The organism is Streptomyces sp. XD-27, assembly GCF_030553055.1.
In the GTDB taxonomy this organism is placed as follows: domain Bacteria; phylum Actinomycetota; class Actinomycetes; order Streptomycetales; family Streptomycetaceae; genus Streptomyces.
Window position 1 is genome coordinate 5,438,463 of record NZ_CP130713.1, and the last position, 12,745, is coordinate 5,451,207.

At 70.3% G+C, this 12,745-nt stretch carries 12 protein-coding genes and 1 riboswitch; of the genes, 7 read left to right on the plus strand and 5 right to left on the minus strand.

The window, feature by feature from the left end; genetic code table 11:
- On the plus strand, window positions 1–147 hold the full coding sequence (locus Q3Y56_RS23690; RefSeq protein ID WP_304463854.1) for a hypothetical protein: 147 nt from the start codon (window positions 1–3) through the stop codon (window positions 145–147).
- Window positions 121–262, minus strand: a riboswitch (cobalamin riboswitch). It overlaps the preceding gene by 27 nt.
- Before the next feature lie 161 nt (window positions 263–423).
- On the opposite strand, the gene mctP is transcribed toward Q3Y56_RS23690, so the two are convergent.
- The 3 genes from mctP to Q3Y56_RS23705 form a co-directional block, all read right to left on the minus strand.
- On the minus strand, window positions 424–2,070 hold the full coding sequence (gene mctP, locus Q3Y56_RS23695; RefSeq protein ID WP_304463855.1) for a monocarboxylate uptake permease MctP: 1,647 nt from the start codon (window positions 2,068–2,070) through the stop codon (window positions 424–426).
- Window positions 2,067–2,339 (minus strand): DUF3311 domain-containing protein, encoded by a 273-nt coding sequence (locus tag Q3Y56_RS23700; RefSeq protein WP_304463856.1) that lies wholly within the window; start codon window positions 2,337–2,339, stop codon window positions 2,067–2,069. Before Q3Y56_RS23700 ends, mctP begins: the two co-directional genes overlap by 4 nt.
- Before the next feature lie 254 nt (window positions 2,340–2,593).
- On the minus strand, window positions 2,594–3,376 hold the full coding sequence (locus Q3Y56_RS23705) for a GntR family transcriptional regulator (protein WP_304465761.1): 783 nt from the start codon (window positions 3,374–3,376) through the stop codon (window positions 2,594–2,596).
- Between the two features lie 233 nt (window positions 3,377–3,609).
- Between Q3Y56_RS23705 and Q3Y56_RS23710 the strand changes: the two genes are divergently transcribed.
- From Q3Y56_RS23710 to Q3Y56_RS23725, 4 genes are read left to right on the plus strand one after another with little or no spacing between them, the layout of a single operon-like run.
- On the plus strand, window positions 3,610–4,881 hold the full coding sequence (locus Q3Y56_RS23710; RefSeq protein WP_304463857.1) for an extracellular solute-binding protein: 1,272 nt from the start codon (window positions 3,610–3,612) through the stop codon (window positions 4,879–4,881).
- Between the two features lie 4 nt (window positions 4,882–4,885).
- The gene (locus Q3Y56_RS23715) at window positions 4,886–5,878 is read left to right on the plus strand and encodes a carbohydrate ABC transporter permease (RefSeq protein ID WP_304463858.1); all 993 of its coding nucleotides are present in this window, start codon (window positions 4,886–4,888) and stop codon (window positions 5,876–5,878) included.
- A complete protein-coding gene (locus Q3Y56_RS23720; RefSeq protein ID WP_304463859.1) occupies window positions 5,875–6,705 on the plus strand; it encodes a carbohydrate ABC transporter permease in 831 nt (276 codons plus the stop codon). Before Q3Y56_RS23715 ends, Q3Y56_RS23720 begins: the two co-directional genes overlap by 4 nt.
- 9 nt (window positions 6,706–6,714) lie before the next feature.
- A complete protein-coding gene (locus Q3Y56_RS23725; protein ID WP_304463860.1) occupies window positions 6,715–8,256 on the plus strand; it encodes a glycoside hydrolase family 3 protein in 1,542 nt (513 codons plus the stop codon).
- Window positions 8,257–8,347: 91 nt separating this feature from the next.
- On the opposite strand, the gene nagB is transcribed toward Q3Y56_RS23725, so the two are convergent.
- Window positions 8,348–9,133 carry a glucosamine-6-phosphate deaminase gene (nagB, locus tag Q3Y56_RS23730; protein ID WP_304463861.1) on the minus strand — a complete coding sequence of 262 codons (786 nt, stop codon included), beginning with the start codon at window positions 9,131–9,133 and terminating at the stop codon, window positions 8,348–8,350.
- A gap of 73 nt (window positions 9,134–9,206) precedes the next feature.
- Complete coding sequence (locus tag Q3Y56_RS23735) at window positions 9,207–9,962, minus strand: glucose 1-dehydrogenase (RefSeq protein ID WP_304463862.1); 756 nt, start codon at window positions 9,960–9,962, stop codon at window positions 9,207–9,209.
- Between the two features lie 83 nt (window positions 9,963–10,045).
- Here Q3Y56_RS23735 and Q3Y56_RS23740 point away from each other — a divergent pair, with 83 nt between their 5' ends.
- Together Q3Y56_RS23740 and Q3Y56_RS23745 are read left to right on the plus strand one after the other, a co-directional pair.
- The gene (locus Q3Y56_RS23740; protein WP_304463863.1) at window positions 10,046–10,714 is read left to right on the plus strand and encodes a TetR/AcrR family transcriptional regulator; all 669 of its coding nucleotides are present in this window, start codon (window positions 10,046–10,048) and stop codon (window positions 10,712–10,714) included.
- A gap of 415 nt (window positions 10,715–11,129) precedes the next feature.
- Window positions 11,130–12,644, plus strand: coding sequence for a PAS domain-containing sensor histidine kinase (locus Q3Y56_RS23745; RefSeq protein WP_304463864.1), 1,515 nt, complete (start codon window positions 11,130–11,132; stop codon window positions 12,642–12,644).
- Window positions 12,645–12,745: the final 101 nt, after the last annotated feature.

Consider the following 12,745-nt stretch of genomic DNA (forward strand, 5'->3'; position numbering starts at 1 on the left):
GTGCTCTCCCTCGCTCGGCTGGGGGGCCAGGAGGGGTGGTGCGCGATGGTCGCGTACGGGCGTGCCGCACCGGAGCAGGGCATGCCGCGCAGCGTCCACCGGCCCAACCCGCGAGGCCCGGACGTGTTCGAGGCCGTCGGCAGGTAGTCGGACTTCACGCGCACGCAAAAACACACACGTACACCGTTGCGGGACAGTTCCGGATTCGCACCGGATTCCCCTGCGGCGACAGCGAGGATGAGCATACATCTTGTGTTGACTGCCGCACGCGCCACCACATGTTGTGTCACTCGGTTTGAGCTTTCGCACGAATGTGCTATATCGGGAGGCTGTTGGCGGCGTGCGCCGGCATGCGGAAGGGGCGCGGCGAGAGCGCCACGCCCCTGTCCTCCACGCTACCGCGCGGCCGTGCGCCGCGCGCCGTCAGTGTCCGCCCGGCGCCTTCACGGCCGCCCCGGCCGCCTCCACGGGCCGCTCGGCCCTGACGCCCGGGTCGCCCGCGTCCGCCCTGTAGTCCTCCGGGGAGGTCTCGTCGATGCCGTCGGGCGCCTTCAGCGCCCGCAGGACGACGGTCAGGGCGACCGTGACGGCGACGTTCAGGACGAAGGCGGTCAGACCGATGTAGCCGATCTCACCAATGCCGGGGATCTCCTTCTGGCTGCCGCCGAAGTGCTTCTGGGTGGGGCTCGCCACGCCGTACGCCGCGACCGTGCCGTAGACCATGCCGACCGCCCAGCCCGCGAGCAGCGCCCAGCGGTGGAACCAGCGGGTGAACAGACCGCCCACCAGCGCCGGGAAGGTCTGGAGGATCCAGATACCGCCCAGCAGCTGGAAGTTGATCGCCACCGTCTTGTCCATGGTCAGGACGAAGGCCAGCGCGCCCACCTTGACCAGCAGGGACACCAGCTTGGAGACCTTCGTCTCCTGCTCCGGCGTCGCGTCGGGCTTGAGGAAGTCCTTGTAGATGTTGCGGGTGAACAGGTTCGCCGCGGCGATCGACATGATCGCGGCCGGCACCAGCGCGCCGATGCCGATCGCGGCGAACGCCACGCCCGCGAACCAGTCCGGGAACATGTCCTCGAAGAGCTGCGGGATGGCCAGCTGCCCGTTGTCCACCTTCACGCCCGCCGCGATCGCCATGAAGCCCAGCAGCGCCAGCAGCCCGAGCATCAGCGAGTACAGCGGCAGGATGGTGGTGTTGCGGCGGATCACCTCGCGGCTGCGGCTGGACAGCGTCGCGGTGATGGAGTGCGGGTACATGAACAGCGCCAGCGCGGAGCCGAGTGCCAGCGTCGCGTACGCCCATTGCGAGGCCTCCGGTGGCGTCAGCGCGCCGCGCGGCTTCCCTGTCGCCTCGTTCGTCTGCGAGAACGCATCCCCGGCCTTGGCGAAGATGTCGTCGAAGCCGCCCAACTTGATCGGGATGTAGATGATCGCCACCACGATGACGATGTAGATCAGGGTGTCCTTCACGAACGCGATCAGCGCCGGGGCGCGCAGCCCGGAGGAGTAGGTGTACGCCGCGAGCACGCCGAAGGCGATGAGCAGCGGCAGGTCCTTGATGAACCAGTTGGTGTCCTCGCCGCCGCCGACGCCCATCACGTCCAGCACCGCCTGGATGCCGACGAGTTGCAGCGCGATGTAGGGCATCGTGGCGAGGATGCCGGTGACCGCGACGGCCAGCGACAGGCCCTTGGAGCCGAAGCGGCCGCGGACGAAGTCGGAGGTGGTGACGTACCCGTGCTTGTGGGACACCGACCACAGGCGGGGCAGGAAGGTGAAGATCAGCGGGTAGACGAGGATCGTGTACGGGACGGCGAAGAAGCCGGCCGCGCCCGCCGCGTAGACCGCGGCCGGTACCGCGACGAAGGTGTACGCGGTGTACAGGTCGCCGCCCAGCAGGAACCAGGTGACCCAGGTGCCGAAGCTGCGGCCGCCGAGACCCCACTCGTCGAGGTTGTTGGCGTTCTCGGCCGCCCGCCATCGCGCGGCCATGAAGCCCATGACGGTGACGGCCAGGAAGAAGAAGATGAAGACGGCGAGCGCCACGCCGTTCACGCCGTCGTTCACTTCGCCGCACCCCCCTCGCGGGACGCGCTCAGCGCCCGCTTCTCACGGCGGACCAGGACGTACGCGATCGCCGTCAGCCCGGTCGAGATCAGCACCCACAGCATCTGGTACCAGTAGAAGAACGGGATCCCGAACGCCTTGGGGTCGACCTTCGCGTACGAGCCGACCCACAGCATCGCGACGAACGGCGCGACCAGGCAGAGACCGATCACCACACGCGCGGGTGTGACGACCGGTCTGGTGCCGTTCGTTCCGGGTGTTTCGGGCATGGCGGCTCCGTCCCCTTGGCTTGATCACCTGCGGTAATGCGCACGAAATCTAAGCCAGCGGTATGGTGCCCGTCACTACCCGTCCGTATATCGGTATGACAAATACCGGCCAGCCGCCGCGGCCGGGTTCCGGCTGAGGTTGTCAGTCGGCTGCGGGCCGCTGCAGTCGTGCCACGCTGTGCTGTCCCGGGGCGGTGACATCAGCGGCTCCGCCGCGGGCCCCCGGACCCCCAGCCGGGTTCCGGCCGGGGCCGTCAGTCACCCGCGGGCCGCTGCAGTCGTGCCACGAACTTGTAGCGGTCGCCGCGGTAGACCGAGCGCACCCACTCCACCGGCTCGCCGTTGGTGTCCAGCGAGTGCCGGGACAGCATCAGCATCGGCAGCCCCACGTCCGTGCCCAGCAGCCCCGCCTCGCGCGGGGTGGCCAGCGAGGTCTCGATGGTCTCCTCCGCCTCGGCCAGGCGGACGTCGTACACCTCGGCCAGCGCGGTGTACAGCGACGCGTACTTCACCAGGCTGCGCCGCAGCGCGGGGAAGCGCTTGGCCGACAGATGCGTGGTCTCGATCGCCATCGGCTCGCCGCTGGCCAGCCGCAACCGCTCGATGCGCAGCACCCGGCCGCCCGTGGTGATGTCCAGCAGTTCGGCGAGCCGGTCGTCGGCGGTCACGTAGCCGATGTCGAGCAGCTGCGAGGTGGGCTCCAGACCCTGGGCCTTCATGTCCTCCGTGTACGAGGTCAGTTGCAGGGCCTGGGAGACCTTGGGCTTGGCGACGAAGGTGCCCTTGCCCTGGATCCGCTCCAGCCGCCCCTCGACCACCAGCTCCTGGAGCGCCTGGCGCACCGTCGTACGGGAGGTGTCGAACTCGGCGGCGAGCGTGCGCTCCGGGGGCACCGCGGTGCCGGGCGGCAGGGTCTCGGTCATCTCCAGCAGATGCCGCTTGAGCCGGTAGTACTTGGGCACGCGTGCGGTGCGCGTCCCGCCGGTCCCGCTGCCGGTCTCGGCCGGAGACCCGGCCGTATCCCCGTCGGTCTCCATGACGCGCCTTCCCGCCTCCTGTCCTGCTGCCGTCACCGGCTCCTCCGTCTTCAGCGGCTCACATCGTGGCACGGCCAGGCGGCCCCTCGGCTCGGATGTCGTGTGATGTCGGTCCTGTAACGGAGCCGACAGCGACTCTTATACACCCTTGACACCCCTAAAGGTCTAGGCCAAGCTGCGGGCGCTGGTCTAAACCATTAAAGACCACATCCAGTCCTGTTGAGGAGTGTGCGGTGAAGCGTGGGCTCATAGCGGCGACCGGTGTCGCGGCAATGCTGGTGAGCGTCGCGGCCTGTGGGTCCGGCGACGGCGACAACAAGTCGGGGGCGGACGGCTTCAAGGGGGAGACGCTCACCGTCTGGGCGATGGACGGCTCCACTCCCGACGGCTGGACCAAGGACGTCAAGGCCGAGTTCGAGAAGAAGACCGGCGCCAAGCTGAAGATCGAGACGCAGCAGTGGAACGGCATCCAGCAGAAGATCACCACCGCGCTGTCGGAGTCCGACCCGCCGGACGTCCTGGAGATCGGTAACACCCAGACCCCCGCGTACGCCGAGACCGGCGGCCTGGCCGACCTGTCCGACCTCAAGAAGACCATCGGCGCCGACTGGACCGCGTCGCTGAACCAGTCCGCGGTCTACGACGGCAAGCAGTACGCCGCCCCGTGGTACGCCGCCAACCGCGTCGTCCTCTACAACAAGAAGATCTGGGCCGAGGCGGGGATCAAGGAGACGCCGAAGACCCGCACCGAGTTCTTCAAGGCGCTGGACACGATCGAGAAGAAGACCGACGCCGAGCCGATCTACCTGCCCGGCCAGAACTGGTACTTCTTCGACGGCCTGACCATCGGCAGCGGCGCCGAACTGGTGAAGAAGGACGGCGACACGTGGGTCTCCAACCTCGCCGACCCCAAGGTCGGCAAGGCCATGGACATCTACAAGCAGTACCAGTCCTTCAGCAAGGCCCCCAAGGACAAGGACGAGGCCACCCCGCAGCAGGGCGAGGTCTTCGCCAAGGGCAACACGGGCGCCTTCATCGGCATGGGCTGGGAAGCCGGTGTGGCGATCAAGGCCAACCCGAAGATCGAGAAGGAGATCGGCTACTTCACCATCCCGGGGGAGACCGCGGGCAAGCCGGAGGGCGTCTTCCTCGGCGGCTCCAACCTCGCCGTCGCCGCGGGCAGCCAGAAGCAGGAACTGGCCAAGGAGTTCCTGAAGATCGCGCTGTCCGACAGGTTCGAGAGCCAGTTGGCCAAGGAGGCCGGCGTCATCCCGAACAAGGAGTCCCTGCAGACCGCGCTCAAGGGCAACGCCGCCGCCGAGGCCGCCGCCCCGGCCGTCAAGGCCGGCGGCACCACCCCGCTGATCCCCGAGTGGGCCGCGGTGGAGAACGCGCCGAACCCCGTCAAGACCTATATGACCGCCGTGCTGAACGGTACGTCGCACGCTGACGCCGCCGAGTCGGTCGAGGACGAGCTGAACGAGCGCCTCAGCCAGGAGCGGTAACCCCATGGCAAGCACGTCTGCGCAAGCCCGACGGGCGGACACCGCCCCGAAGGCCGGCGCACCCGCGGGCGCGGGGCCCGCCAAGGGCCCCGCCCGCGGGCGCCCCCGGCCCACCGGCACCGCCCCCTATCTGCTGCTCCTGCCCGCGATCGCCGCCACGCTGGTGTTCCTGGGCTGGCCCCTGGTGAAGAACGGCATGCTGTCGTTCCAGAACCTGAACATGAAGCAGCTCATCCAGCACCTCACCGAGTGGAACGGCACCGAGAACTACCGCGAGGCGCTGACCAGCGACGAGTTCTGGCGGGTCACCGGCCGTTCGGTGGTCTTCACCGGTGTCAACGTCGTCCTCATCATGGTGCTCGGCACGCTGATCGGACTGCTGCTGGCCAGACTCGGCAAGCGGATGCGGCTCCTGCTCTCGGTCGGGCTGGTGCTCGCCTGGGCGATGCCCGTCATCGCCGCCACCACCGTCTACCAGTGGCTGTTCGCCCAGCGCTTCGGCGTCGTCAACTGGGTGCTCGACAGGCTCGGCTGGCACTCGATGGCCGACTACAACTGGACCGGCAGCCAGTCCTCCACCTTCTTCGTGATCACCCTGCTGATCGTCTGGCAGTCGATCCCCTTCGTGGCGATCAACCTCTACGCCGCGACGACCACCATCCCTCAGGAGCTGTACGAGGCCGCGGCCCTGGACGGTGCCGGGACCTGGAAGTCCTTCACCTCGGTGACCTTCCCGTTCCTCAAGCCCTTCCTGCTCGCCACCACCTTCCTCGAGGTCATCTGGGTTTTCAAGGCGTTCCCGCAGGTCTTTGTGATCAACGAAGGCGGCCCGAACCACCTCACCGAGACCCTCCCCGTCTACGCCTTCGTCGAGGGCTTCGGCAACCAGCACTACGGCATGGGCGCCGCGATCTCGGTGCTCACCATCGTGATCCTGCTCGGACTGACCGCCTACTACCTGCGCACCGTGCTCAAGCAAGAGGAGGACGAGCTGTGAAGCGCTCAGCGCTGGGGAGGATCTGGCCGGGCGCCACGGCCGTCGTCCTCTTCGTCGTCTTCGCGTTCCCGGTCTACTGGATGCTCAGCACGGCCTTCAAGCCGACGTCGGACATCGTCACCGAGGACCCGGTGTGGTTCCCGGCCAGCCCGACCCTGGAGCACTTCCACACGGCCCTGGAGGCCGAGAACTTCTGGACCCTGGTCGGCAACTCCCTGACCGTCACCGTGGCGGCCGTCGGGCTCTCCCTGGTCATCGCGCTGCTGGCCTCGTTCGCCCTGGCCCGCATGCGCTTCAAGGGCCGCCGCGGCTTCATCCTGACGTTCATGATCGCCCAGATGGCCCCCTGGGAGGTCATGGTCATCGCGATCTACATGATCGTCCGGGATGGCGACATGCTCAACAGCCTGGTCCCGCTGACCCTCTTCTATATGGTCATGGTGCTCCCCTTCACCGTCCTCACCCTGCGCGGCTTCGTCGCCGCGGTGCCCAGGGAACTGGAGGAGGCCGCCATGGTCGACGGCTGCACCCGGCCGCAGGCGTTCATCAAGGTGATCTTCCCGCTGCTGGCCCCCGGGCTGATGGCCACCTCGCTGTTCGGCTTCATCACCGCGTGGAACGAGTTCCCGCTGGTCCTCATCCTCAACAAGGACGCCGAGGCGCAGACCCTGCCGCTGTGGCTGTCGAAGTTCCAGACGGCCTTCGGCGACGACTGGGGTGCCACGATGGCCGCGGCCTCACTCTTCGCACTGCCGATCCTCCTCCTCTTCCTGTTCCTGCAACGCAAGGCGGTCGGAGGTCTCACCTCCGGCGCGGTGAAGGGATGACCGATCCTCATGACGACGCTCGCGCGTGCCTCCGACACCCTCACCCGGGACGCCCTCGCCGTCCTGCAACCCGGCTTCACCGGCACCACCGCCCCTGACTGGCTGCTGCGCCGACTCGGCGAGGGGCTCGTCTCGGTCGGGCTGTTCGGCCGCAACATCGCCTCGCCCGACCAACTCGCCGACCTCACCGCGCAGCTGCGGGCCGAGCGCGCCGACCTCCTGGTCGCGATCGACGAGGAGGGCGGCGACGTCACCCGGCTGGAGGTGCGCACCGGTTCCTCCTTCCCCGGCAACCTCGCCCTCGGCGCGGTCGACGACACCGCGCTGACCCGCTCCGTCGCCCGCGAGCTGGGCCGCCGGCTCGCCGCCTGCGGGGTGAACCTCAACTGGGCACCGTCCGCCGACGTCAACTCCAACCCCCGCAACCCGGTCATCGGCGTCCGCTCCTTCGGCGCCGACCCCGAACTCGTCGCCCGGCACACCGCCGCCTACATCGAGGGTCTCCAGGGCGCCGGGGTCGCCGCCTGCACCAAGCACTTCCCCGGCCACGGCGACACCGCCGTCGACTCCCACCACGACCTGCCGCGGATCGACGCGGACCTGACGACCCTCGCGGCGCGCGAACTGGTGCCCTTCCGGGCCGCCGTCGCCGCCCGCACCAAGGCGGTGATGAGCGCCCACATCCTGCTGCCCGCGCTGGATCCGGAGCTGCCCGCCACCCTCAGCCCGGCCGCCCTGCACGGCCTGCTGCGCCGTCCCGTCGCCGACGGCGGCCTCGGCTTCGACGGCCTGATCGTCACCGACGGCATGGAGATGCAGGCGATCTCCGCCACCTACGGCATCGAGCGCGGCAGCGTCCTGGCGATCGCCGCCGGCGCCGACGCCATCTGCGTCGGCGGCGGTCTTGCCGACGAGGACACCGTGCTGCGGCTGCGGGACGCCCTCGTCGCCGCGGTACGCGACGGACGACTCCCCCAGGAGCGGCTGGCCGACGCCGCCGCACGGGTACGCGCCCTGGCCCAGTGGGCGCGCCACCCCGCCGGGGCGGGCGCGGCGGTGGGGACCGCGCCCGCCCCCGAGGTGGGGCTCGAAGCCGCCCGCCGCGCGCTGCGGGTGATGGCGGCTCGGGAACCGTACGCACCGCTGACCGCCCCCGCGCACGTCGCCGCGTTCACCCCGGTCGCGAACATCGCCGTCGGCGACGAGACGCCGTGGGGCGTGGCCGCCGAACTCACCCGGCTGCTGCCCGGCACCACGACCGACACCTACGGCCGGCAGGCGGCGGACCGCGACGGCGTGCTCGCGCTGACCGCCCGGGTGCTCGCCGCGGCGGCGGACCGCAGGATCGTCGCCGTGGTGCGCGACGTCCACCGCCACCCGTGGATGGCCGACGCCCTGAACGCGCTGCTCGCCGCCCGCCCGGACACGGTCGTGGTCGAGATGGGCGTGCCCCAGGCGCCGCCGACCGGGGCCCTCCACATCGCGACCCACGGCGCTGCCCGCGTCTGCGGACGCGCCGCCGCGGAGGTCATCGCGGGCGTGCACGCGTAGTCGGCGGGCAGCGAGGGCGGCACCCGCTGGGCTGTGCGCTGGGTGACCGCGCATCGGCACCGCGGGGCCCCGCCCAGGGCGGGGGCTGGTTCTACAGCCCCTGCCAGGCCGGCTTCGCCGCGTACGTGGCGCGGAAGTACCCGGCGAGCTTCAGCTTGGAGGCGGCCGCCTCGTCCACGACGACCGTGGCGTGCGGGTGCAGCTGGAGCGCCGAGGCCGGGCAGACCGCGGCGACCGGACCCTCGACGGACTGGGCCACGGCCTCCGCCTTGCCCTCGCCCGTGGCGAGCAGCACCAGGTGGCGGGCGTCGAGGATCGTGCCGATGCCCTGGGTGATGACGTGGTGCGGCACCTGGTCGATGTCGTCGTCGAAGAAGCGGGCGTTGTCGACGCGGGTCTGCTGGGTCAGCGTCTTGATCCGGGTGCGGGAGGCGAGCGACGAGCAGGGCTCGTTGAAACCTATGTGGCCGTCGGTGCCGATGCCCAGCAGCTGAAGGTCCACGCCGCCCGCCTCGGCCAGCGCCCGGTCGTACGCCTCGCAGGCCCCCTGGACGTCCGCCGCGGTGCCGTCCGGGCCGAGGAAGGCATCCTCGGTCAGGCCCAGCGGTTCCACGACCTCGCGCAGCACGGTCGACCGGTAGGACTCGGGGTGTCCTGCGGGCAGGCCGACGTACTCGTCGAGCTGGCATATCCGGGCCCGGGAGACGTCCACGCCGCCGCCTCGGACCTTGGCCGCCAGGGCCTCGTAGACGGGCAGGGGAGTCGAGCCGGTGGCGACACCGAGCAGGGCGTCGGGCTTGCGGCGAACCAGGGCGGCCATGGCCTCCGCGATGAGCTCTCCGCCAGCCTTGGCGTCCGGGACGATGACAACTTCCACGTTGGCCTGCCGTTCTGGAAGAGGAGCATGTGGTTTAGACCAATCTAGCAGCTTTCCACCGGCCGACGGGCGGCTACAGCAGGACGCCTCCGGTGGCGTCGATCCACTGGCCGGTGACCCAGCGGCTGTCCGGAGAGGCCAGGAAGGCCGCGACGTCGGCTATGTCCTCGGGCTGCCCGACTCGGCCCAGTGGGGAAGCCGCCGCCGTCGCGGCCAGGGAGTCCGGGTTCCCGCGCAGCCAGCCCGCGTTCATGTCGGTGTCCACCGCGCCCGGCGCCACCGCGTTGACCGTGATGCCGCGGGGGCCCAGTTCCTTCGCGAGGTGCGTGGTGAAGGCGTCGATGGCGCCCTTGGTCATCGAATAGGCGATCAGCTCGGGCTTCGCGCCGCCCCGGGTCAGCACGGTCGAGACGCTGATGATCCGCCCGCCGTCCCGCAGCCGCCGCAGCCCGTGCTGGGTGACGAAGAACGGCGCCTTGGTGTTGACCGCGAAGACCTTGTCGAAGTCCTCCGGGGTGAGGGTGCCGACCGGCTCCCGCTCGCCCGTGATCCCGGCGTTGTTCACCAGGATGTCCAGCCCGTCGGCCCGCTCGTCGAAGGCCGCCCACAGTGCCTCCGCGTCCCCGGGCGCCCCCAGCTCGGCGCGGATCGCGAACGCCTCGCCGCCCGCAGCCCCGATCGCCTCGACCGTCTCCTTCGCCGCCGTCTCGTCCCGTCCGTAGTGCACGGCCACCCGCGCGCCGTCCCGGCCCAAGCGCTCTGCGATCGCCCGCCCGATACCCCTGCTGCCGCCCGTGACCAGTGCGGTCTTGCCCGTGAGCACGCCCATGGCCGCGCCCTCCCCTTTTTCTGTAGGAGTCGATACGGAAAGAACGTAACACATTTCCTAGCGTCCGCTATAGAATCCTTCCCATGGATGCCACGAACGAGCGAACGGGCGAGCGGGGAGGCGGGGATCTCTCCACGCCCTCAGGCCGCAAGGGGAGGGGCAGGCCCCGCTCCTTCGACCGCGACGCGGCGCTCAAGGCCGCGACGCTGGAGTTCTGGGAGCGCGGCTACGAGGCGGTGTCCATCGCCGACCTCACCCGCGTCATGCACATCAAGGCGCCCAGCCTGTACGCGGCGTTCGGCGACAAGAAGACGCTCTTCGAGGAGGCCGTCGAGGCCTATGTCCGGGACTTCGGCGGCTTCATCGGGCGCGCTCTGGAAGAGGAGCCGACCGCGCGCCGCGGTGTCGCGAGACTGCTGCGCGAGGCCGCGGGCTGGCACACGCTGCCCGGCCACCCCCGCGGCTGCATGGTCATCACGGCGGCGGTCAACTGCACCGCCCAGTCGGCCGACGTCCTCCAGGGCTTGATGGAGCGGCGGAACGAGGGCACGGAGAGGATCGAGCGCCGGATCCGGGCGGACGTCGCCTCCGGCGAGCTGCCCGCCGGTACCGACACGCACGCCCTCGCCGTCTACAGCCAGGCCGTTCTGCAGGGCATGTCCCAGCAGGCCCGCGACGGCGCGGGCCGGGCGACGCTGGAGGCGGTGGCGGAGATCGCGATGGGGGCCTGGCCGCAAGAGGACCGTCTGTGACGGACGCTGCCGTGAAAGACCCGCGGGGGACCTTGCCGTAGAAGACCCGTGGGGGACCCTGCCCTGAAAGACCCGCTGGGGATCCTGCCGTAAAAGACCCGCGGGCCGCGGCGCCAGAGCGGGACCCTCAACCCGCCCGGCACCGCAGCCCGGAGTTGCATCGGCCGACCGGGTCGGCCGATCGGAGGCCCCGGCGCCGTCAGGGCAGAGAGCGCCGTGTACCTCGATCCGCCCTCCTGTGCGGGGAAGGCGGAGGTCTTGCGGAGAGCCGGGAGTCATGGGCGCTCCCGGGAGATTGCGCCGTCAACATTGTGGACTAGACCACTCGCGTCTGTCCATCGTTGTCTCTAGAAAGGGTAAACCCGCTCCAGAAAGAGTAAACCCACTGCGCCGGTAGGCTCGCAGTGTGCCCTCCATGAACGACCTCGTACGCCAGCACACGGCGCTGGGCGACTCCGACCTCGAATGGCTCCACCTGCTGGTATCGGAGTGGCAGCTGCTCTCCGACCTCTCCTTCGCCGACCTCGTCCTGTGGGTCCCCACCCGCGACGGCACCCGCTACGTCTCCGTCGCCCAGATGCGGCCCAACACCGGCCCCACCTCCTACCAGGACGACATGGTGGGACATCTCGTACCGCGCGGCCGCCGCCCCATGCTCGACGCCGCCCTGGACGAGGGGCGGATCGTCCGCGAGGGAGACCCGGAGTGGCGCGAGGAGGTCCCCGTACGCGTCGAGTCCATCCCCGTCCGCAGGGAGGGCCGGGTGCTCGGCGTCATCGCCCGCAACACCAACCTCCTGACCGTCCGCACCCCCAGCCGGCTGGAGCTCACCTATCTCCAGAGCGCTTCCGACCTCGCCCAGATGATCGCCGTCGGGGCCTTCCCGTTCCCGGGCCAGCAGGTCGACATGGACGCCTCGCCGCGTGCCGGCGACGGACTCATCCGGCTGGACGCGGACGGCGTGGTGCAGTACGCCAGCCCCAACGCGCTGTCCGCCTACCACCGGCTCGGCCTCGCCGCCGACCTCGTCGGGCACCACCTCGGCCAGGCCACCGCCGAACTCGCCCCGGCCCGCGGACCCGTGGATGAGGCGCTGGTCAAGCTCGCCAGCGGCTGGGCGCCGCGCGAGTTCGAGGTCGAGGGCGACGACGGCGTGATCCAGCTGCGCGCCATCCCGCTCAAGCCCAAGGGCGCCCACATCGGTTCGCTGGTCCTGCTGCGGGACGTCACCGAACTGCGCCGCCGCGAGCGTGAGCTGATCACCAAGGACGCGACCATCCGGGAGATCCACCACCGGGTGAAGAACAACCTCCAGACCGTCGCCGCCCTGCTGCGCCTCCAGGCTCGCCGGATGGACTCGGACCAGGGGAGGGAAGCGCTCAACGAGGCGGTCCGGAGAGTCGGTTCGATCGCGATCGTCCACGAGACGCTGTCCCAGAACCTCGACGAGCGCGTCGAGTTCGACGACATCGCCGACCGCGTGCTGGCCATGGTCGCGGAGATCTCCCCGGGCCGGGTGGCCGGCCGCCGCACCGGCCGCTTCGGCATCCTGGACGCCGAGGTCGCCACCCCGCTGTCCATGGTCCTCACCGAGGTGCTCCAGAACGCCCTGGAGCATGGCTTCGGGCCGGGGGAGCAAGGCAGCGTCGAGGTGTCCGCGGTGCGCAGCGAAGGCGTCGCGGCGGATGCCGCCGGGCGTGGCCCGCGCGGCGAAGGCCGCCGCGCGGAGGGCCGGCTGATGGTCACCGTGCAGGACGACGGCCGCGGTCTGCCGGAGGACTTCGACCCGCACCGCGCCGGCAATCTCGGCTTGCAGATCGTACGGACGCTGGTGGAGGGAGAGCTGGGCGGGACCTTCGACATGGTCCCCGCGCCCGGGCGCGGCACCCGGGTCGTCCTCGACATCCCGGTCCGCACCGGCAAGCGCTGAACCGGTCACGGGGGAACGGCCCGGAAACGGCCCGGAAACGTCCCGGCACGGCACTGAGCCCCGGTCCGTACGGCTTCCGCGTACGGACCGGGGCTCAAAGC